20 protein-coding genes are annotated in these 22395 nt (G+C 47.4%); 17 read left to right on the top strand and 3 right to left on the bottom strand.

Translation table 11 applies throughout. The annotated features are described in order from the left end of the window. Positions 1–123: 123 nt before the first annotated feature. The 6 genes from QOS03_RS07620 to QOS03_RS07595 all read left to right on the top strand — a co-directional run bounded on the left by QOS03_RS07620 (position 124) and on the right by QOS03_RS07595 (position 7274). Positions 124–714, top strand: a complete 591-nt coding sequence (locus tag QOS03_RS07620; RefSeq protein ID WP_283575972.1) for a peptidylprolyl isomerase — start codon at positions 124–126, stop codon at positions 712–714. A 337-nt stretch (positions 715–1051) separates the two neighbouring features. Then, a complete protein-coding gene (locus tag QOS03_RS07615; protein WP_109588114.1) occupies positions 1052–2449 on the top strand; it encodes a class II fumarate hydratase in 1398 nt (465 codons plus the stop codon). A 16-nt stretch (positions 2450–2465) separates the two neighbouring features. Then, positions 2466–3854, top strand: coding sequence for a flavocytochrome c (locus QOS03_RS07610; RefSeq protein ID WP_283575971.1), 1389 nt, complete (start codon positions 2466–2468; stop codon positions 3852–3854). Between the two features lie 195 nt (positions 3855–4049). Further along, complete coding sequence (locus tag QOS03_RS07605) at positions 4050–4970, top strand: L-lactate dehydrogenase (RefSeq protein WP_169462055.1); 921 nt, start codon at positions 4050–4052, stop codon at positions 4968–4970. Between the two features lie 40 nt (positions 4971–5010). Further along, positions 5011–6429, top strand: coding sequence for a DASS family sodium-coupled anion symporter (locus QOS03_RS07600; protein WP_283575970.1), 1419 nt, complete (start codon positions 5011–5013; stop codon positions 6427–6429). A 56-nt stretch (positions 6430–6485) separates the two neighbouring features. Beyond that, positions 6486–7274: an alpha/beta fold hydrolase gene (locus QOS03_RS07595; protein WP_283575969.1), complete on the top strand. Its 789-nt coding sequence runs from the start codon at positions 6486–6488 to the stop codon at positions 7272–7274. A gap of 36 nt (positions 7275–7310) precedes the next feature. Here the strand turns inward: QOS03_RS07595 and QOS03_RS07590 are convergent, their stop codons facing one another. Beyond that, a complete protein-coding gene (locus QOS03_RS07590; RefSeq protein ID WP_283575968.1) occupies positions 7311–8261 on the bottom strand; it encodes a sugar-binding transcriptional regulator in 951 nt (316 codons plus the stop codon). 179 nt (positions 8262–8440) lie between these two features. On the opposite strand from QOS03_RS07590, the gene QOS03_RS07585 reads away from it, so the two are divergent. The 11 genes from QOS03_RS07585 to QOS03_RS07535 all read left to right on the top strand — a co-directional run bounded on the left by QOS03_RS07585 (position 8441) and on the right by QOS03_RS07535 (position 19196). Further along, the gene (locus QOS03_RS07585) at positions 8441–9604 is read left to right on the top strand and encodes an NAD(P)-dependent malic enzyme (protein WP_283575967.1); all 1164 of its coding nucleotides are present in this window, start codon (positions 8441–8443) and stop codon (positions 9602–9604) included. Between the two features lie 14 nt (positions 9605–9618). Next, complete coding sequence (gene citC, locus QOS03_RS07580; protein ID WP_283575966.1) at positions 9619–10680, top strand: [citrate (pro-3S)-lyase] ligase; 1062 nt, start codon at positions 9619–9621, stop codon at positions 10678–10680. Further along, positions 10670–10963 (top strand): citrate lyase acyl carrier protein, encoded by a 294-nt coding sequence (gene citD / locus QOS03_RS07575; RefSeq protein WP_283575965.1) that lies wholly within the window; start codon positions 10670–10672, stop codon positions 10961–10963. The genes citC and citD overlap by 11 nt, the downstream gene beginning before the upstream one ends. A gap of 2 nt (positions 10964–10965) precedes the next feature. Next, positions 10966–11880 (top strand): citrate (pro-3S)-lyase subunit beta, encoded by a 915-nt coding sequence (gene citE, locus QOS03_RS07570; protein ID WP_006500679.1) that lies wholly within the window; start codon positions 10966–10968, stop codon positions 11878–11880. Beyond that, a complete protein-coding gene (gene citF / locus QOS03_RS07565; protein WP_169462062.1) occupies positions 11870–13408 on the top strand; it encodes a citrate lyase subunit alpha in 1539 nt (512 codons plus the stop codon). Before citE ends, citF begins: the two co-directional genes overlap by 11 nt. A 78-nt stretch (positions 13409–13486) precedes the next feature. Next, positions 13487–14356, top strand: coding sequence for a triphosphoribosyl-dephospho-CoA synthase (locus QOS03_RS07560; RefSeq protein WP_272215318.1), 870 nt, complete (start codon positions 13487–13489; stop codon positions 14354–14356). A gap of 12 nt (positions 14357–14368) precedes the next feature. Further along, positions 14369–15259, top strand: coding sequence for a LysR family transcriptional regulator (locus QOS03_RS07555; protein ID WP_272209483.1), 891 nt, complete (start codon positions 14369–14371; stop codon positions 15257–15259). Between the two features lie 154 nt (positions 15260–15413). After that, positions 15414–16784, top strand: a complete 1371-nt coding sequence (locus tag QOS03_RS07550) for a threonine/serine exporter family protein (RefSeq protein ID WP_283575963.1) — start codon at positions 15414–15416, stop codon at positions 16782–16784. Positions 16785–16850: 66 nt separating this feature from the next. Further along, positions 16851–17516: a uracil-DNA glycosylase gene (locus QOS03_RS07545; protein WP_283575962.1), complete on the top strand. Its 666-nt coding sequence runs from the start codon at positions 16851–16853 to the stop codon at positions 17514–17516. Between the two features lie 76 nt (positions 17517–17592). Then, the gene (locus tag QOS03_RS07540; RefSeq protein ID WP_283575961.1) at positions 17593–18579 is read left to right on the top strand and encodes an alpha/beta hydrolase fold domain-containing protein; all 987 of its coding nucleotides are present in this window, start codon (positions 17593–17595) and stop codon (positions 18577–18579) included. A 41-nt stretch (positions 18580–18620) separates the two neighbouring features. Next, positions 18621–19196 (top strand): DJ-1 family glyoxalase III, encoded by a 576-nt coding sequence (locus tag QOS03_RS07535; protein WP_283575960.1) that lies wholly within the window; start codon positions 18621–18623, stop codon positions 19194–19196. A 41-nt stretch (positions 19197–19237) separates the two neighbouring features. On the opposite strand, the gene QOS03_RS07530 is transcribed toward QOS03_RS07535, so the two are convergent. Both QOS03_RS07530 and QOS03_RS07525 read right to left on the bottom strand, forming a co-directional pair. Beyond that, entirely contained in the window at positions 19238–20584 is a 1347-nt protein-coding gene (locus QOS03_RS07530; protein ID WP_283575959.1) for an aspartate aminotransferase family protein, read from the bottom strand. Positions 20585–20615: 31 nt separating this feature from the next. Beyond that, positions 20616–22049 (bottom strand): APC family permease, encoded by a 1434-nt coding sequence (locus tag QOS03_RS07525; RefSeq protein WP_283575957.1) that lies wholly within the window; start codon positions 22047–22049, stop codon positions 20616–20618. Positions 22050–22395: the final 346 nt, after the last annotated feature.

Below are 22395 nucleotides of genomic sequence, written 5' to 3'. Positions count from 1 at the left end.
TCGAAAAGTGTTAAATTATGAAACCCCATATGAAGTATTTTTTGAGAAATCGTTGCACTTGGTTTGACAATTCGTCATAATGAAATCTAATATTCAAAATGTTTAATGCTTGAGGAGGTAAAAATGACTTTTCCACAATTAGACCTGGCTGATGCCAAGGGTCCTAAAGCAACTATTAAGACTAACCACGGTGACATCGTGATCCAATTGTTTCCAGAGCAGGCACCTAAGACGGTGGAAAACTTCATCACGCTGGCTAAGCAAGGCTACTATGATGGCGTGACGTTCCATCGGGTCATTCCTGAATTCATGATTCAAGGTGGTGACCCAACCGGTACCGGTGCTGGCGGTCAAAGCAGCTTTGGTGCTCCGTTTGAAGATGAGTTCAGTCGTGAACTGTTTAATTTCAATGGTGCTCTTTCAATGGCCAATGCCGGCCCTAATACCAACGGCAGCCAATTCTTTATCGTCAGTGCTACGCAGGTGCCTGATAATATGATTGGTCAAATGAAGCAGCTGGGCTGGCCTAAAGAGGTGGTTGCCAACTACGAACAAAACGGTGGGACACCATGGCTGGATGGTCATCATACCGTATTTGGCCAGGTAGTCAGCGGCATGGACGTCGTTGACGAGATCAGCCGGGTTGCTCGTGATGCGGCTGACAAGCCAAAAGAAGATGTTGTAATGACAACGGTTGAAATTGATGAAGCTTAGCATATGATTATCAAACCGCAGACAGTGTTTAAAGGCTGTCTGCGGTTTTTTATATGCTTTGAGATTAATAGCCGATTACATATAAAATGACTGGTTACTCGAACGGGCGAAAGATTTTTAGATTTTTTTGAAATTAATTAAAGATTGTGCAAAAGTTTCAAAAAGATTAAAACGGCTTGGTAACGGGTTTTTGATTGGGGATTATAAGTAATTGTTATAAGCTCTATGTGTTTTGACTATAGCAGTTTGTGCAGAGTAAAGTTGGAACCGTAGAAAAGCAACAACGCTTACATCACTTTGTTTATATCGCATGTTGAATTCAATTGGAGGTTTTAATATGCCAGAATTTCGTACTGAAGAAGATACTCTAGGTCCAGTTCAAATCCCTGCCGATGCTTTGTGGGGTCCTCAAACTGAACGGAGCCGTCACAACTTCCCAACTGGCCAATACATGCCAATCGCTATTATTCGTGCACTGCTGAACATTAAGAAGGCAGCTGCTCAAGCTAACATGGAAACCAACGCGATTTCTGAAGAAAAGGGTAACCTGATCGTTAAAGCCGTTGATGAACTGCTGGCTTTGAGCGATGAAGATCTGCGCAAGGACTTCCCATTGAAGGTTTACCAAACCGGTTCCGGTACGCAGACCAACATGAACACTAACGAAGTCGTAGCTCATAAGGCAATGCAGATCAACCCAGACGTTGAAATCCTGCCTAACGATGATGTTAACAAGGGCCAAAGCTCAAATGACACGTTCCCAACTGCTATGAACGTCGTTGCCTTAGAAGCACTGGACAAGCTGAAGCCAGCCGTACAACACCTGATCGATGAATTGAAGATCAAGCAAGACAAGTACTGGGAAACGGTTAAGGTTGGTCGGACTCACTTGCAAGATGCCGTTCCATTGACTTTTGGTCAAGAAGTATCCGGCTACGTATCTGCACTTGAACACGACCTTAAGTACATCGAACAGCTTGAACCAACGCTGGAAGAATTGGCAATCGGTGGGACGGCTGTTGGTACTGGTCTGAACGCTGCTGAAGGCATGCCTGAAAAGATCGCCGAAAAGCTCAGCCAAGCATACGGTCTGAAGCTGACTGCCAAGAGCAACAAGTTCTATGGCCTGTCACACCACTCTGGCCTCAATGTGGTTCATGGTGCTTTGAAGACGCTGGCTGCCGACATGTTTAAGATCGCTCAAGACATCCGTTTCCTGGCTTCTGGTCCACGGGCCGGCTATGGTGAACTGCACATCCCGGCTAACGAACCAGGCTCTTCAATCATGCCTGGTAAGGTTAACCCAACTCAAGCTGAAGCCGTTACGATGGCTGCTTTGCGAGTATTCGGCAATGACGTGGTCGTTTCAACTGCCTCCTCACAAGGTAACTTTGAAATGAACGTCTTCAAGCCAGTTATGATTGATGCCTTCCTGGAATCTGCCGACCTGCTGACGGGTACGACGATGGGCTTTGCTGACAAGATGATTCATGGTCTGACGGTCAACGAAAAGCGGATGAAGGAACTGCTGGACAACTCACTGATGACGGTTACGGCACTTTCCCCACACATTGGCTACCATGACAGTGCCAAGATTGCTCAAGCTGCCGACAAGGCTGGCAGCACGCTGAAAGAAGCTGCCCTGAAGTCTGGCAAGGTTACCGAAGAGCAATACGACGAATGGATGGATCCGCTGAAGATGACCAACGCCGATCGTCACGATTACGAAGACTAATTAAAGGAGCTGCAAAATGGCACAATTTCAAACCACGCCAGTCAGTCAGCTGGCCGGCAGCTATGATGCCGTGATCGTCGGTTCTGGCGGTACCGGTCTGGCGGCTGCAATTCAAGCTCATGAACTGGGGATGAACGTTGCCGTGCTGGAAAAAGAAGAACAGCTTGGCGGCAATACCAACCGGGCCTCTTCTGGGATGAACGCTGCTGAAACCAACGTTCAACTCAAGCATGGCATTATTGACAATATCAATGACTTTTACCGTGAAACCTACAAAGACGGCGGTAAGCTCAACGACAAGGACATGCTTGGTTTCTTTGTTGTTCACTCACCACTTGCAATCGACTGGCTGGCCGACCATGGCATCAAGCTAGAAGACGTTACGATTACCGGTGGGATGTCCAAGAAGCGGACCCACCGTCCAGCTTCAATGGCTCCAATTGGTGGTTTTCTGGTCAAGAGTCTGCTAGATGTCGCTGCTAAAGAAAACATCCCCGTCTTTAACAAGGTTAAGGTTGAAAAGCTGGTTAAAAACGACCAAGGCGCAGTTGCCGGGGTCGTAGCCAGCGTTGATGGTCAGCCAAAGCAGATCAATGCTAAGGCCGTGCTGCTGGCAACCGGTGGCTTTGGTGCCTCTAAGGAATACATCAAGCGCTATCGTCCAGACCTGGCTGACTACAAGACGACCAACCAGCCTGGGGCAACCGGTGACGGCTTAAAGCTGGCTGAAGAGGTTGGCGCTCAATTGACGCAGATGAATTTTGTTCAAGTTCACCCAACCGTTCAACAAGACAATCCACACGTCTACCTGATTGGCGAAGCCGTTCGTGGTGAAGGGGCCATCTTGGTCAACTTCCAAGGTGAACGTTTTGTTAACGAACTGAACACACGCAAGATCGTTTCCGAAACGATTACCGCCTTGCCAGAACATAGTGCCTACCTGATCTTTGACCAAGGCGTTCGTGACCATGCCAAGGCTATTGAGTTCTACGACAAGGTTGGCTTGGTTGTTAGTGGTGACACGGTTGAAGACCTGGCCAAGAACCTGAAGATGGATCCGGCGATGCTTAAGAATACGGTCGAAACTTGGAACCAGGCCGTTCAAGCCGGTGAAGACAAAGAATTCGGCCGGACGACGGGGATGGATCGCGATCTGTCCAAGCCAGGCTACTTTGCCATTCACATTGCTCCAGCCATCCACTACACGATGGGTGGAATTCACATCAACACCAAGACGCAGGTTCTTGACGGCAATGGTGACGTGATTCCTGGTCTGTACGCAGCCGGTGAGGTTTCCGGCGGTCTGCACGGTAACAACCGGGTCGGCGGTAACTCAATTGCTGAAACGATCATCTTTGGTCGTCAAGCCGGTCAACAAGTAACGGTTTACGCTCGCGAACATTAATTTTCTTCCTTCAATAGCGTACGCGGGTCTAAATATTTGAATACGGCAGGGTTAGGGATTTTGCCCTGTCGTATTATTAGCCATTATTTTGTTGAAATTATCACAAGAAACGTGTACAATACTGAATTTTGTTAGAAAATTTTTGAAAAAGTGTCTAAACAGCCTTTTTCAGTCGAGTAGAGAGGAAAATCAGATATGTCAAAAGTTATGCTGGTTGGCGACGGTGCGGTTGGTTCCGCTTTTGCCAACGATTTACTGCAACACGTTAGTCTGGATGAATTGATCATTGTTGATCGTAAGACGCAAAAAGCGGCTGGTGATGCAATGGATTTAGAAGACCTGGCTATGTTCGATGGTACGACGGTAGTACGCGGCGGCAAGTATGAGGATGCGGCTGACACTGACGTTGTAGTTATTACGGCCGGAATTCCGCGCAAGCCGGGTGAGAGTCGGCTGGATCTGGTTAACAAAAACGTTGGGATCTTAAAGACGATCATCGACCCAATCGTTAAGAGCGGCTTTAAAGGAATCTTTGTCGTCGCCTCCAACCCAGTTGATATTTTGACAACGCTGACGCAGCGGATCTCTGGTTTTCCAAAGAACCGGGTCATCGGTACGGGGACGTCGCTTGATACGGCTCGGCTGCGCGTGGCACTTGCCAAGCGCTGTCATGTGCCGGTACGTGAAATCAGCGTTGACGTCTTAGGTGAGCACGGTGACACATCGTTTGCCAACTTTGATGAAGCAACGATTGCCGGCAAACCATTAAAGGAGTTTGCTGACGTTACTGATGAAGAGCTTGCAGAAATGCAGTCTGGTGTTAAGAAAAAGGGTGGCGCGATCATTCGTTCCAAAGGTGCTACCTACTATGGCGTTGCCCGCTGTCTGTCTTTGATTTGTGAGGCCATCATTTTCAACCGTTCAATCGTTTTGCCATTATCGGCGCCTTTGAATGGTCAGTATGGCATCAAGGACCTATATCTGGGAACGCCGGCTTCCGTTAACCGGACTGGAATTCGCTATGTCATTGAAACGCCGCTTTCAAAACGCGAGGTAGCGGCAATGCAGCACTCCGCCGCCAAAATGAAAGAAGTTTTGGATGGCGTTGAGCTTTAGATTAGGATTTTGAGACAACTTTTTTGGAGGAAATATCACAATGGGTTTAGCAAAAGTTAAGTATAAGGGCTTTATTGCCCCATTAATTATCGGGCTGCTGATCTGGTTCACGGCTCCAGTCCGACCAGCCGGCGTATCAGTTGCCGCTTGGCATATGATGGCGATCTTTATTGCAACGATTGCTGCCTGCATTACGCAGCCGCTGCCAATTGCCGCGGTTACGCTGATTGGCTTTACGGTAGTAGTCATGACGAAACTGGTGCCAATGGATGATGCTTTGATGGCCTTCAGCAACTCTTCTTCTTGGCTGATTGCCATGGCCTTTATGTTGGCGCGGGGAATCATCAAGACTGGTCTGGGTCACCGAATTGCCTTGTATCTGATCAAGGCCTTTGGTAAAAAGACGCTTGGTCTGGCCTATGCCGTTGGAGGAATCGATCTGATCACGGCGCCAGCTACGCCTTCCAACACGGCTCGTGCCGGTGGGATCGTGTACCCACTGGTTGAATCACTGGCCAAGACGTTTGGTTCCGAGCCAAATGACGATTCACGTAAAAAAATCGGGGCCTTTCTGACATTCTCCGAATTTAACAGCAACATCATCACTTCAGCTATGTTTATGACGGCTTTGGCACCTAACCTGGTTATCGTTGCCCTGGCTAAGACGATGAAGATTCACATTACCTGGCTGGGTTGGTTTACGGCCAGCGTTGTCCCTTGTTTGCTGCTATTTATCTTGGTGCCATATGTCATCTACAAGATGTATCCGCCTGAGATCAAGGAAACGCCTAATGCCCGTGAATGGGCTGACAAGAGCCTGCGCGAAATGGGACCAATGAAGGTTTCTGAAAAGGTTATGGCTGGTGTTTTCATCTTAACGATTATTTTATGGATGATGTCCAATGTCCTTGGCATTGAAGCTTCATTCGTTGCCTTTTTGGCAATCTGCTTGTTGCTGATCTTTGGGGTACTGACTACGAAGGATCTGTTGAGTGAAACTGGCGCTTGGAATGTTTTGATCTGGCTTTCAATCCTGGTCTTCATGGCCGGCGAGCTTTCTGAAATGGGCCTGATCAAGTGGCTGTCAAAATCGATTGCCAGTGGTCTGCATGGTATGAACTGGGTTGCAGTGTTGGCAATTCTGATGGTTATCTACTTCTATGCTCACTACCTGTTTGCCAGTGCCACGGCGCACGTTACGGCTCTTTACGCGCCATTTGTCGGCGTTGCGGTTTCTGCTGGGACTCCAGTTATGCTGGCAGCAATGTCACTGGCATTCTGTTCGGCAATCATGGCCTCGACGACTCACTATGCCAACGGTCCTGCTTCCATTTTGGCAAGCTCTGGCTATGTCAAGCAAGGTGAATGGTGGCGGATGAGCTTTGTCTTGGGACTGCTTTACTTGGTAGTCTTCTTGACGGTAGCACCGCTTTGGATGAAAGTTATCGGCATGTGGTAGACATGCAAAAAAGCGATCCGGTCTGGGTCGCTTTTTTTACATCGAAAGGAAAGATTATGAAATTTATTACATCAGATCACGTACGTCTGGATTATGAGGATGAGGGTTCAGGCTATCCAATTCTGCTGGTTAGCGGCTTGGGCATGTGTAAGGAGATTTGGCGGCCCACCAAGGTATTTTTATTGCAAAACGGCTATCGAGTAGTTACGTTTGACGCCCGTAATCAAGGGGCTTCTGAACATACTTTTAAAGGCGCGAGGATTTCGCGGCATGCGATTGACGTTTATGAATTGCTGAAGAGCTTGTCAATTGAGCATTGCTTGGCAGTAGGACATTCAATGGGCGCTTCAACAATGTTTGGCTACGTCTCCTTATTTGGGCGCGGTCAGTTGGATGGACTGGTAGACGTTGATCAAAGCCCTAAGATGATTAATGATGAGACATGGCATTATGGTTTTAAAGATTTATCATGGGACGAATTTCCAGCAGCGCTGAAAATGCCATTGGGCCGCGCCACCGCAGTTGAAATTGATGCTGTCACGGTAGCAGCTGTTCGGCAGGCTAATGCACAGCATCCTTATGATGAGAGTGCCAACTTAAATTTTGCCATTGATCATGCTTTTCAAGACTGGCGTGACATCGTTGCTTTAATGCCAGTGCCGTTTTTGGCGGTTGCCGGTGAAAAGTCGCCTTACTTTGATCCTGATTTTCTGCAAGCAATCCAAATCTTAAATGAAAAAGCTCAGACACAGGTTGTTGCTAATGCTGGACATGCCGTGATGGCCGAGCAGCCAGTCGAGTTCAATGCTGTTTTGGGTGACTTTGTCAAAAAGATCGCACCATAATAAAAACGCCGCCTAGCTTTTAGACGACGCATTGAGTCAATTATTGTCCAATTCAAGCAAAACGCGGTTGGCAACGGCTTCGTTGGTAATGATATCGGTTAACAGATTGCCGCGTAAGGCTCCCAGCATGGCGCGCGCCTTGAACTTGCTCTTAACGACGCCGATACGGCAAGGTATCTCCAAAAGAGCGGCAACTGAGGCACCAAAAAGCTTGTCACTCTTTGGCGTTAAAATCTGACCATCGATACTGTAGGGACGACCATACAGCATACCAACGATTTCTTGACGATCAACGTTTTCAAAGATCTCGTTGAGGCTTTGGTGCCAGATGCGAATGCTGTTGACCGAATCAATCGTGCCAATTCCGGTAAAGAGCATATTCATTTTGCCGCACTGTTCAAAAACATTGGCGATCGCCGGCTCGTTTTTCAATTGTTCTCTAACGGTGTCGTTGAGAATGTAAAGCGGCGCTGGAATTGTCAGATAGCTGGACCCGTATTTGGCAGCCGCCCGCTGAACTAGTGGCGTGGCCCCAATGGCGGAGCTGTATTTTAAATTGTCGCCCATAAACTGGGTAAAGACCAGGTCATCACGCACCTCGGTTTGGAAGCGATTGATGATGTTCATCAAAGTGCCGCCCCAGCTGACACCAACGATCTTGCTGCCTTTAATATGGCGCTGAATCTCCGCTGCAGCAAAGTCAATGATGTTTTCGATATCAGCATTGGTGGTGGCTGCGTCTTTGATGATCATCGTGTTGGTGTGGGGGAAGAGTTCGGCAAAGCGCGTCTCTAATTCTGTATTGCGATCAATGGGGGAATTGATGGTGATCCTAACGATACCAGCCGCGCGCGCTTCATTTAGAGCCTTGGTAATCAAATAGCGGCTCAGCTGATATTTTTCTGACAGTTGAGTAATGGTTAATTGCCCAAGATAAAAGTCGCGGGCAATATCAGCCAACTGTCCCTGCTGTGTAATGTCATTCATGCAAATGATCCTTCTTTCCTAAAAACGATTCTGAATCTCTTTTAATAATATCAAACTTTTTTAATTTTGAAAAAATATTATAACTATTTGAAAAAGTTAAAAAGAGCGTGTAAAATAACTGATGAGAGATTTGAAATTTAGATGAGTTTGAGAATTTGATAACTTGAAGGGATGATTAGATGACTTCAGAAGAAGATGCTATTCTTCGCCTGCATCAAGCCCATACTGGGATGCTGAACATTAAGTCAGAGTTTGACATTGAGGATCGCGCTGATCTACAAAAGGCTTATACGCCCGGAGTTGCGGTCTTATCGAGAATGATTGCTGAAAATCCGGAACTTAAAGACAAGTTTACGGTCAGCGGTAAATTAGTTGCCCTGATTACTGATGGGACTGCCGTACTGGGACTTGGCAACGTCGGACCAGCTGCCGGTTTGCCAGTAATTGAAGGGAAGGCCTTATTATATAAGGATCTGGCTAACATCAATGCAATTCCATTGGCAGTTGATCAAGTCAGCCCGCAAGAAATCATCAAGACGATCAAAAACATCTCACTATCGTTTGCCGGCATTCATCTGGAAGACATTGCCGCGCCACGCTGTTTTGAAATTGAGAATGCTTTGAGTGAAGAGTTGGACATTCCAGTTTATCATGATGATCAAGAAGGCAGTGCGATTGTGGTTTTAGCCGGTTTGATCAATGCTGCCAAGGTCGTTGGCAAAAAGCTGACCGATCTGCGGATTGTAATCAATGGCGTTGGGGCCTCTGGACTGGCTACCGCACGGCTGCTATATGCGGCCGGAATCAAGCATCTGACATTGGTTGACGTGCATGGGGTCATTACGTCAGAAGACTACCGGGCCAATGACTATCAGCGGTTGTTTGCCGCTAAGCTGGGTACGCCAAAGAGCATGGAGAATCAAAATATTCATGACGCGATTAAAGGGCAGGATGTTTTCATCGGGCTTTCAACCGGTAACGTCATCAACCGTCATGATGTCAAGCAGATGAATGAACGGCCGATTATCTTTGCCCTGGCCAATCCGCATCAGGAAATCGCACCCGAAAAAGCTAAGGAGGCTGGGGCAGCAGTAATTGCTACCGGGTCCAGTCAATATCCTAATCAGGTCAACAACATCCTGGCCTTTCCAGGACTGTTCAAAGGCCTGCTTACCAGTGGTCTAAAAAAGGTTGATATGGATCTGCAAAAAACGGTTGCTCAGGCACTTGCCAGCGTGGTTGCGGAACCAACTGCTGAAAATATCGTTCCAAGCGTGTTTGATGAGCGCGTTGTTCCAACCGTTGCCAAAGCAGTTGAGGACTACGCTAAAAAGCAAAAATAAAAAGGAGTCGTTCCATGGAAAATCAAATTGTTGACCTGCATCTGAGTGATCGCGCCACGCGGCAAAAATGGCAGCAGTTTTTGGAATCGTTAGGAATTCACAACTTTTCGGATGATGAGGTCGACAAGATTGATTTTACTCTGGGACTGCTTGATGAACAAGGCCAGTTGGTTGGTACGGGTTCAGCGGCCAGCAACGTCTTGAAATACATCGGCGTCTGCAACAAAGGAGCCGTACCGGGAGCCAGATTCAATGCGATTGTCAGTGCTTTGACGAATCGACTCTTTCAGGAACATCGCTTTCATCTGTTCGTCTTTACCAAGGCCAAGTACTCGGCAAGCTTTCAGCACCTTGGATTTAAAGAGCTTGCCCATTCAGACGTGGCCGCTTTTCTAGAAACTGGCGACCCTAACGTTGATGACTATTTAGCAGCTGTTCCAAGAGTGGCTGGGCAGGAGGCAAAAAAAGTGGCCGGTATTGTAATGAATGCCAACCCCTTTACCAATGGTCATCGCTATTTGGTCGAGCAGGCCGCCAAAGAAAACGACCTGGTTTATGTCTTTGTAGTCAATACGGATCTGTCGCTGTTTAAGACCAGCGAACGATTCGAGCTGGTCAAAGCGGGTACGGCTGACCTAAAGAACGTCATTGTCGTTGATGGCGGCGATTATATGGTCAGTTATGCTACTTTCCCAGCCTACTTTTTGGAATCAGCCGACCAGACGATTCGCTACCAGACAACCTTAGATGCCCGCGTCTTTCGCGATACGATCGCACCGGCACTCAATATAAAGACGCGTTATGTTGGCAGCGAGCCGTTATCACGAACGACTGGAATCTATAATCAAGTTTTGCAGCAGGAACTGCCGCCTAAAGTTGCGTTAAAGATCATTGAGCGCAAGACGGCAACTAATGGAAATTATATTACCGCTACAGAAGTACGCAAATGCATCAAGGATGACAATCTTGATGCTATCATGGGGCTCGTCCCAGCAACGACGCAAAAATTCGTTGAAGACCATGTTGCGATACTTCAAGAGCGGATCAAGGAAGGAATGAACATCAATGGAAATTAAGGAAACCGCAGTAGCTGGTACCTTGGAATCATCTGATATTCAAATCATGCTGTCCAAGGGTACGGATGGCATTGTGATTGATTTGGAATCAGACGTTGCCAAGCAGTTTGGCAATCAAATCAAGAAGGTCATCACTGAAACGCTGACGGCAATGGGAATTCAAAACGCTAAGGTTAAGGCCGTTGACAAGGGTGCCTTGGACTGTGTAATCAAGGCCCGCACGATTGCCGCTGCGCAACGTGCTGCCAAGACGACTGACGAACCTGCATGGGAGGTATTGTAAGCATGGCTGAAATTAAAGAACGCTTGCGCCGGACGATGATGTTCGTACCTGGTAACAACCCAGCAATGGTTAAGGACGCTGGTATCTATGGTGCCGACTCCATCATGTTCGACTTGGAAGACGCCGTTTCAATGGCTGAAAAAGATGCTGCTCGTGACCTGGTTTACGAAGCACTGCAAACGCAAGACTACGGCGACGCTGAACTGGTTGTGCGGGTAAATGGTCAAGATACGCCATACTACGCCAATGACGTTCGGGCCATGGTTAAGGCAGGGATCGACGTTGTTCGGCTGCCAAAGGCTGAAGATGCTGAAATGGTTAAGAAGCTGGATGCCGACATCACGGCTGCTGAAAAGGAATTTGGCCGAGAAGAAGGCTCAACGATGCTGATGGCGGCTATCGAAAGCGCCAAGGGTGTCATCAACGCCTACCAAATCGCTTCTGCATCTGACCGGATGATGGGGATTGCTCTGTCTGCCGAAGACTACACGACCGACATGAAGACGCACCGCTACCCAGATGGTGCCGAACTTGAATTTGCCCGCAACATGGTTCTGCATGCTGCACGGGCGGCTGGTGTAGCTGCCTTTGACACGGTCTTCACCAACATGAACGACACGGAAGGCTTCTACCGTGAAACTGAATACATTCACCAGCTTGGCTTTGACGGCAAGTCGCTGGTTAACCCACGTCAAATCCCAATGGTTAACAAGGTTTACGAACCAACCAAGAAGGAAATCGAAAACGCCAAGAACGTTGAAAATGCCATTAAAGAAGCCAAACTCAAGGGTTCCGGCGTTATTTCCATGAACGGTCAAATGGTCGACCGTCCAGTTGTGCTGCGTGCTGAACGGGTTATGCGCCTGGCAAAGGCATCCAACCTGATTGACGAGGAGGGAAACTACATTGAAAAATAATGTAAATCGCGAACTGCCAGAAGATCTGATGAAGCAGCTCGACTACAAGCCATTTGAAACTACCGAAATCGGTCATCCCGAAGTTCAACGGGTTGCGCCTAAGGTTACTGTAACCACTGGTGATGACAAGGTTGTTGAATCACTGGAAGACGTTGTTAAAAAGACCGTTAAGGACGGCATGACAATTTCATTCCACCACCACTTCCGTAACGGTGACTTTGTGTTCAACCAGGTCATGGACATCATCTTGAAGCTGGGGATCAAGGATTTGACACTGGCGCCATCTTCTCTGACTGGCGTTATGAATGACAAGGTAATCGAAGCCATCAAGGCTGGTACGATCACCAACATTACCAGTTCAGGGATGCGTGGCTCTTTGGGTGATTTTGTTTCTCATGGTGGCTTGAAGAACCCAGTTATCTTCCGTTCGCATGGTAACCGGGCTCGCTCAATCGAAAATGGCAACATCAAGATCGACGTTGCCTTCCTGGGTGTGCCTAACTCCGATGCCTTGGGTAACGCCAATGGTATGAATGGTGATGCGGTCTTTGGCTCACTTGGTTATGCTTTGATGGATGCTCAATATGCTGACAAGGTTGTTTTGCTGACTGACAACATCGTCGACTACCCTAACACGCCAGCTTCAATCAAGCAGACGCAAGTCGACTACGTTGTTAAGGTTGACAAGGTGGGTGACCCTGACAAGATCGGTTCTGGGGCTACTCGTTTCACTAAGGACCCTAAGGAATTGAAGATTGCCTCAATGGTAAATGACGTTATCGTCAACTCACCATACTTCAAAGATGGCTTCTCTTTCCAGACTGGTTCTGGTGGTGCGGCCCTGGCCGTTACTCGTTTCCTGCGTCAATCCATGATTGATGCTGGCATCACGGCTTCATTCGCACTGGGTGGTATTACCTCACCAACGGTTAAGCTGCTTGAAGAAGGTCTGGTTAAGAAGGTTATGGACGTTCAAGACTTCGACAAGGGTGCGGCTGCTTCGATGAAGAACAACCAAAACCAACAAGAAATCGATGCTTCTTGGTATGCTGACCCAGACAACAAGGGTGCCATGGTTGATCAGCTTGACGTTGCCATCCTGTCCGCTTTGGAAATTGACACCAACTTCAATGTTAACGTTATGACTGGTTCTGATGGTGTGATCCGTGGTGCCATTGGTGGTCACCAAGATGCCGCTACTTCCAAGCTGACGATCATCTCAGCTCCATTGGTTCGTGGCCGAATCGCTACGGTTGTACCAGACGTAACCACGGTTGTTACGCCAGGCGAATCCGTTGACGTATTGGTTACCGAATACGGGATTGCCATCAACCCTCGTCGTAAGGATCTGCAGGAAGCTTTGAGCAACGTTCCGGGTCTGCCGGTCTACGACATTCACGATCTGCAGAAGCTGGCTGAATCCAAGGTTGGTAAGCCTGAACCACTGCAATTTACTGATCGGACGGTGGCCCTGGTTGAATACCGTGATGGGACGATCATCGACACGATCAAGCAGGTTAAGGACTAATCTGAATTGATTGAAATTTTAAAACCGCGGCTGCTTTAATCTCAGTCGCGGTTTTTTATGAAATTGAGGATATGATTTATGGAACAGACAAGCGCTAAGCTGGTTAACGATGCACTGCGAGCAATGATTTATGAGGTTTCTGTCAATCCTAAGCCTGGTTTGGTAGACCCGGTGTCTTCTGGACCGCATCCTGATATGGATGTATTCTTATTTATTGACAGTGCTCTTAGTCTGCATCATTATTTTGAACAAAGCGTTGATTTGGGAATGAGTTTTGCAGCGACTGATCTGACGCTTATGTTTAAAAAGCTGCGAACTTTGGGTATTGAAGCCGAAAAGACGATGTTTAAGACAACCAATGGCGTTAATACGCATAAGGGCGCGGTTTTTTCGCTTGGTGTCCTGACGTGTGCCGAGGCCTATCGAATCAAGCACCCCCAACTGGAGCTAGCCACGATTGTCAAGCAGATGCTAAAGGGCCTGACGGCCAGTGATTATGACATTGAGAAACTGCATGCCAAGCCGGTTGAGCAGTTAACGGCCGGTGAGAAAGAATTTCTGCGCTATGGCATCAAAGGCATTCGCGGTGAGGCCGAGGCCGGCTATCCAACCGTAATGAAGATTGGCTTACCGGCATTAGCCAAAAGCAAAGGGACGACGATGCAACGCTTGTTGGACACGTTTATGCATATCGTCGCGCGGACTGAGGACACCAATCTGATCAAGCGGGCCGGTCGTCATGACGTTGTTGAAGAGGCTCATCAACAGGCAAAAAGATATTTAGAGCTTGGTGGTACACAGACGCAAGCGGGCCGTGATTACTTGAAGCAGCTCAATCATGATTATCTGATCAATAATTATAGTCTGGGTGGTTCAGCGGATTTGCTGATATTGACTATTTTTGTTGGCTTGCGCAAGGGAATTCTACGACCTGAAGCAGCAATCTGAGGAGATGATTTGATGAATACGCGGGATCTGCAGTATTTTCAAGCATTGGTTAAGTATAAAAACTATACGCGAGTTGCCAAGGAATTTGGGGTCTCGCAGCCAACCGTTACGCAGGCAATTAAACGCTTAGAAAAAGAATTTAATGCTCAGCTGGTTTATACGGACCGTGCGCACCGGCAAAACTTGATTACGCGCAGTGGTCAGCTTTTGGCGGCCAGTGCCAAGATGATCAATGAACAGATCTCGCTGGCTCATCACTCCATTGAACTGGTCCAAGAACGGCAGATTCGTTTTGGTCTGCCACCGATTATCGGTAAGCTTTTGGTTGCCAAGATTGCCAAAAAGGTGCCTGGTTCGATCATGCGCCGAGTACGAATCCATGAGGCTGGATCACAAGAACTGCTGTCGAAGCTGCTTAAAGGTGAGATTGATGTAGCCATGCTGGGCTCAGTGGCACCGCTAGATGAGGAAAAGGTCTATGTTCAGCTTTTGACCAAGCGGCCCTATAGCATAATGGTCAGCGCTAATAACCCGTTGGCTCAGCGAAAACATATCAGTTTTAAAGAGCTCGCTAATCAGCATTTTATTACTTATGATAAACAATACGTTCATGTAGCAGCAATGCGTTCTTATTTTGCCTATGCGCATATCAAGCCGACTGTAGCAGTCTACAAAGTCCCCGATGTTTCATGGGTTAAGGAACTGGTTAGAGAAAATGTTGGGATTGCGCTAATGGTTCGGGATGCTGCTAAAAATGAAAATGGCATCGTACCATTAGAGATTGATGATCCGCTGCCTGAATGGTTCTATATTTCATTGGCGATTCGCAACGGCTATGTGCTTAGCGATGAAGAGCAACAATTTGTAAAGCTGTTAAGTCAGGTTGCTAAAGAAGATGAATAAACGATCAGGCTCGGTATCCGAAATTGGATGACGGGCCTTTTGAGCTGACTTTCTGTATTTGGCATAAATTTTTCGTACAGACGGGATTAATCGTTTTATAATAGTAAGAAGTTTGACGATTTTTAAAAAGTCAGATTAAGGAGCGATTTGAACGATGAGAAAACTGCCGATCGAACAAGATCAGCCCCAAAAAAATAACGAAGATCTTAGCAACTATCGTCATCATATGGCGATTCACTGGCATGATTTTTATAGCAGCGATAATGTAACACCAGCTCAAAAAGCCAATCTGGTCGAACGTTCAACGATTGTTGGGCGTATCGGGATCATGATGCTGGCCTGTGGGACGGGGGCCTGGCGAGTGCGCGACTCGATGAATGTGGTCTCTAAAAAGCTGAATATGACCTGTTCAGCGGATATTGGTCTGGTTTCAATTGAGTATACCTGCATGGATGCCAATAATAGCTATACGCAGGCTTTGTCATTGCCTAATACCGGGGTCAACACGACAAAATTGAATGCCCTGGAAAGTTTTGTCAAGGAATTTGACCAACACGGTGATCACTGGACGGTTGGCGAGATTCATAAACGGCTGGACGCCATTCACCAAATGAAAGGCAACTATTCACCGTTGCAGGTTGGACTGGCAGCTGCCTTAGCCTGTAGCGCCTTTGTTTTTCTGCTGGGTGGCGGTCCAATTGAAATGGTATGTTCCTTTTTTGGTGCCGGGATTGGTAACTTTGTGCGACGCAAGATGATTGACCGCAAGCTGACTCTTTATGCCTGTCTTGCGACTTCGGTAGCCGTGGCCTGCGTTATCTATGTGATGACTTTAAAACTTTTAAATATGGGAATCTCGCTTAATCCACGCCATGAAGCCGGCTATATTGGCGCGATGCTGTTTGTGATTCCAGGTTTTCCGTTCATCACTAGCGGCTTGGATCTGTCTAAGCTCGACATGCGTTCAGGTTTGGAAAGGCTGGCCTATGCGGTGACGATTATCGTAGTAGCCACTTTAGTCGGTTGGCTGGTCGCTATGATGGTTCATCTCAAGCCGGAAAACTTTGAGCCATTGGCACTTTCACCATTAATGCTCTTTTTATTACGGCTGCCAGCCAGTTTTTGTGGAGTGTTTGGCTTTTCAATCATGTTTAATTCCACGCCTAAAATGGCGGCTACGGCTGGAATGATTGGGGCAGTTGCCAACACGCTGCGCTTGGAGCTGGTTGATTTTAAACTGATGCCAGCGGGGGCGGCCGCGTTCTTAGGGGCGTTGACGGCGGGAATACTGGCTTCATTCGTTCGTGATCGGCTCGGCTATCCGCGCATCTCTTTAACGGTTCCGGCAATCGTAATTATGGTACCGGGACTTTACCTTTATCGTGCCATGTATAACATGGGGCTCACATCGATCAATGTTGGTGCTTTATGGATTACCAAGGCGCTTTTGATTATCGTTTTCTTGCCGCTGGGGCTGATTGCTGCGCGGATTTTGGGCGATCCTAAATGGCGCCACACTAGTTAGTAATATCAAAGATTTCTGTTATGATAATTGATAACCGAAATCTTTTTTATTTATGAGGGTGAAAGCATGATTATTGAGTATCCGCAATCATTATTGAAGCAGGCTGAGGACTCATTAAAAGGTCATCATCTAACCGGTTTTGTAGCCGGGCAGGGTCCTAAACATCCCAAGATTATGCTGATTGGCGAAGCACCAGGCAGAGAGGAAGCCAAAACCGGCGTGCCGTTTATTGGTGCATCTGGTAAAGAATTGATGAAGCTGATCGAAGAATATCTTCATATGACCAGAGAAGATGTCTATATTACCAGCGTGGTTAGAAAACGGCCTTACTCAATCAAAAGGGTCAAGGATAAAAAAACGGGTGAAATCATCGAAAAAACGCCCAATCGAACGCCGACCAAGGCTGAGGTTTATGCCTATGCACGGCTGTTTGACTGGGAGTTGGATCAGGTGAGACCGAAGATTTTAATGCCGCTGGGAAACACCAGTCTACAGCGCTTATTGGGGTCAAATGCTAAAATCGGTAGTCTGCATGGTCGGATCCTGCACTGTCCGATTCAAAGAGCAGCTAATGATCATCAAGGCTATGTCATGAGCAATCAGAGTTACATGGTGATTCCAATGTATCATCCAGCCGCTTTTTTGTACGCGCGAAAGCTGGAGCCAATCGTTCGTCATGATTGGGCAACAGTTGCGTATCAGCTAAATCAGCTGGAAATCGATAAAATTTAACAAAATCAAATAAAAGTTAGCAGCTAATTCGTGATAGGATTAAAGGCAAAGACATTAAGAAAGTGAATTTCAGTCCATGGATAGAAAAAATTTTGATCATCATATTTTAGCCGCGATGGCCGATAATCTGAGCAACAGTCTGCGTGAAATGGCACGTTGCGGACATTCGCGATCCAAAAGGGCTACCTTAACCGAGATGAGTATTCAGCTATCGGGCTTCAAGCAGACTTTGGCTGATCCTCAAAAACGTCAAGAGTTGATAGAAAGCTGCCGGCAAGCCAATCGACGGCCTTTGAAGATTCCGGCCGACGTTCAGTTTAGCGTACCCGTGAAATTGGTGACAACGCCTTATCCACTGATTTGGCTCAATCAGAATTCTCAAGCACGTAATCTGATTGTTTACCTTGCCGGGGGCGCGTTTATTCAGCGGCCATTAAAATGGCACTGGCAGTTTTTGAATCGATTGGCCCAGGCAGCTGATGTCGAGATCGTGGTACCTGATTACCCACTATCACCCGATCATGACTTTAAGGATGCCTATCAAGCGCTGCTTGGTCTTTATCAATGGCTGTATGAAAAGCGACCGGTCAGCAGCATTATCTTGATGGGTGATTCATCAGGTGCAGGCTTGGCGGTGGGGTTCTGTGAGAATCTGGCACAGCAGGGATTGCCGCAACCGGGCCGTTTGGTGCTGATTTCACCTTGGCTGGATCTGCAGCTGGGCAATCCTCTGATTAAAAAGTACGCGACCAAGGATCGCCTGCTTGATCAAGAAGGTTTGCGGGCGTTAGGAAATCTGTGGGCTGGGTCAACCGATCCTTACGATGCTCGTCTTAGCCCGCTAAATGGCCCTGTCGATCAGCTGCGCAACGTTACGATTTACATTGGCACGCATGAGATTATGTATCCAGATGCCATTCACTTTACGCGACGGTTAAAGGCAGCTGGCGTCAAAACCAATACCGTGATTGGCCGTGGGATGTTTCATTCCTATCCGCTGTATCCAATTCCAGAATCGGAGCACGTAATTGCACAGTTGGCTCATGATTTTGATCAACAATAGACTTGAATTATTCAGACTATCATAACTATGAGGTGATAAAAATGACAAAAACGGCAGCAGTAGTATTTGCAGATGGCTGTGAAGAAATTGAAGGCTTAACGGTGGTCGATGTATTGCGTCGCATGGGGGTACAATGCGATATCGTAGGAGTTTTAGGCTCTGAAATTCATGGTGCTCATCAGATTGATTTTAAGGCTGACAAACTAATCAGTGATCAGTTGCTGGAGTATGATATCGTGGCCTTTCCTGGCGGGTATGGCAATGCGCAGACCCTACGCGATAATGATCAGTTGATGGCAATCATGCAAAAGCGGCAGTCGCTTGGCAAATGGTGTGCTGCAATGTGCGCTGCACCGATTGCTCTGGCTCGTTATGGCCTGCTGGACGGTTATGACTATACATGCTATCCAGGAATTGAAAAAGAAACGCAGTCGTTGGCGCCAAACGGTCATTTTAAAGAAGACATCACAGTTACCGATCAAGCAGGTCACCTGGTTACCAGCCGTGGTCCGGCAACCGCATGGGCCTATGCATTTGCAATTGCTGAGGCACTAGGACTTGATACCAAGGCAATTAAGCAGGATACGCTGTACGACTACCTTAAAGAAAACATTTAACAAAAAAGATCCGGAGATTAATTCTCCGGATCTTTTTATTATTACCAACCCATTTCAGCAGCCTTAGCCGGCAGCGTCAGCTTACCAGCAGCAAGTTCACTGAAGGCTTGATCAATCATGGCAAAAGCTTGATCAAGCTGTTCTTCAGTAATTACCAAAGGAGGCTGGAAACGCAGAATATTGCCGCGCAGACTGATGATGATCGCACCCAGTTCAAAGATCCGATACATCAATTTAACCGTGGCATTGGTGTCGCCTTGACCAGTTGCTGGATCAATGATATCAATCCCACCGTCAAGACCATACATCCGTACGTCGCCAATGAAGTCGAACTTTTCTTTTTCGTCCTCAAAAAATGCCTTGGCTTTTTGCCCCAGTTTAGCGGAGCGCTCCAGCAGATGCTCTTCTTCAAAAACATCCAGCGTTGCGTTAGCGGCAGCCGTTGTAACCGGGTTGCCGGCGGTCGTAAACAGATGCGCTGGCGCGCCAAGTGATTCCATAATCTCTTTGCGCCCAACAACGGCACTTAAAGGTAGGCCAGATGCCAGTGATTTGCCGACAGACATCAGATCGGGCTCGATACCGTCAAAGTTTTGAATTGACCACCATTTGCCGGTACGGCCCATGCCTTGATTGATTTCATCAACGGCGAACAAGATGCCATGTGCCTTGGCAAAATCATAGACCTTCTTCATAAAGGCAGGCGGTGTCTTGCAGATCCCACCGTCACCTTGAATGGCCTCCATCAAGATAACCGCAGTTTCTTCAGCTGGCAGGTAGGTTTCAAATGGCCGCATGAATTCACGGAAGAAACGATCAACGAAGTGTTCTTCGCTTTCATTAGGTTCGCGTTCCCAAGGTGATGGGAAAGGAACCTTAACGACACCAGGCAATAGCGGTGCCATTTTACGGCTCATGTTCATACTGATGCTGGAAAGCGACATGGAACCATAAGTAGAACCATGATACGCACCAGTAAAGGCTACCAGATACTGGCGACCGGTGTAGGCCCGCGCAAACTTGATAATGGCATCATTAGCATCAGAGCCAGACAGTCCCCATGAAACCTCAACCGGACCACTCATCGGGGCTAGTTTTGCCAGACGTGGCGCCAAGCGGGCTTCTTGCGTGTTGGCAAAGTAGGCCGGCGTATACTGGATCAACTTGGCAGCTTGATCCTGAATCGCCTTGACGACTTTAGGGTGGGCATGACCGGTATTGGTTGAACTGGCACTGGCCAAAAGATCAATATAGTCATTGCCGTCAGCATCGGTGATCACCGCGCCCTTACCATGATCGATAACGATATCGTAATAGTTGATCCGGCCAGAAGAAGCAAACGCCTTGGCTTCTTCTTCCAGCAGATGCTTGTTGTTACTGTCTGTCATTTTGACAGCCGCCCCCTTTTAAAGCTTACAACTAGTCCTTTTTCGTTTTGTTTAAGTAAGAATGACGAGCGCCATAGGTAAAGTAGATTACCAGACCAAGCAGGAACCATACGCCGGCATAGATCTTGGCATCGATGTCAAGTCCCCAGAACACGAACAGGGAAGCCAAGAAGGCTAAGCATGGCATTACTGGATAGAATGGCATCTTAAATGCAGGTGTTGGAATATCCTTGCCTTCACGAGGGCGCAATGCATAAATCCCTAATGAAACAAACATAAAGGCAATCAGCGTCCCAGCGGAGATTAATTGTGACAAGAATGCAAATGGGAACATGGCACCAATCAGAATCGTGATGATTGCCAAAGTCCAAAGTGCATGGTTAGGCCGGTTCTTTTCGTCCAGCGTTCCCAAGAACTTAGGCAGCATGCCGTCACGACCAAATGAGTAGATCAAACGAGAGCCAGCCATTGTCATCCCAATCAGTGCGGTAAACATCCCAACAACGGCAACGATTTGAACAACCGAAGCAACGACTGGGTGACCAATTGAACGCAGAGCCAGACCAACTGGTTCAGCAGAGTTGGCGTACTTTTGGTAAGGCAAAACCCCAACCAGAACCAAGGCTACGGCAACAAACAAAACAACGGCAATTGCCAGCGAACCCAGAATCCCTCGTGGCATCGTCTTGCCAGGGTTGATGGCTTCGGCAGAGTTGGCGGCAATGGAGTCAAATCCTATGTAGGAAAGGAAAATCATCGAAACCCCAGCGTAGATACCTTGCCAGCCACCAAAAGCACCATTAGAAGTCATCCGATACTTAGGAATAAATGGAACGAAATTACTGTGCTTAACTGCAGTTGCACCAACGACGATGAACAGCAGAATTGCCAGCACCTTCAGCGTAACCAGTATGTTTTCAACACGGGCGGCATCCTTAACCCCTTGGGAAACCAGGATGGCAACCAGTGCAATCACGATCAAAGAAATTAGGTCAACGACCCCGCCACTGGTACCAAAAGCATTGGAAAGTGAAGCCGGCAGCTTGATCCCAATGTTGGCAAGCAGTGGCCGCAGATTGGCCGAAAGACCAGAGCCGACAAAGGCCAAGGCGATAAAGTATTCAGCCAGCAGTGCCCAGCCGGCAATCCAACCAAAGAATTCACCAAATACCACAGTGATCCATGAATAAGCGGAACCAGCAAATGGCATGGCAGCTGACATTTCAGCATAGGCAAAGGCAACCAGACCAGCAACGATGGCCGCGATCACAAACGAGATGGCAACGGCTGGACCAGTGTGCATGGCAGCAACTTCACCAGGTAAAGTAAAGATCGAAGTGGACACAATCGTCCCGACCCCTAAGGCCAGAAAGTCCCGTACGCGCAACGAGCGAATAAGGTGACTATCCTTATCTTGATAGACACTGGGGTCTTCTTTTCGAGTGATAGTTTTCCAAAATCCCATAAATCTTCCTCCTGAACTAAGTGAGACAATCCTAATTCTGCAAAAAGTTCCACTATGATTGCAACGCATCCAGACTTGGCAGGAAAAACCAAGCGATAAATAATTACATTTAAATTAGAATTCTCTAATGTTTTAAATTATAACTATAATTTAAACAGCTTGCAAGAACTTTTTGTGCATTCTAACAATCCGCCTAAACTGTGTAAGCGTAAACTCAGTAGTAGTGACAAGCAATCAAACGTTTATAAATTCTTGGTTTAAATTTAATTATGGCAGATTGTAAAATTTAAGTTGAACATTTAAGTGGACAGAAAAACCCATAAAGGTCTTTAATGGTGTTGCTAAA

The sequence above is a fragment of the Limosilactobacillus pulli genome (assembly GCF_947381555.1).
GTDB lineage: Bacteria > Bacillota > Bacilli > Lactobacillales > Lactobacillaceae > Limosilactobacillus > Limosilactobacillus pulli.
This window is presented reverse-complemented; position numbering and strand designations above follow the sequence as displayed.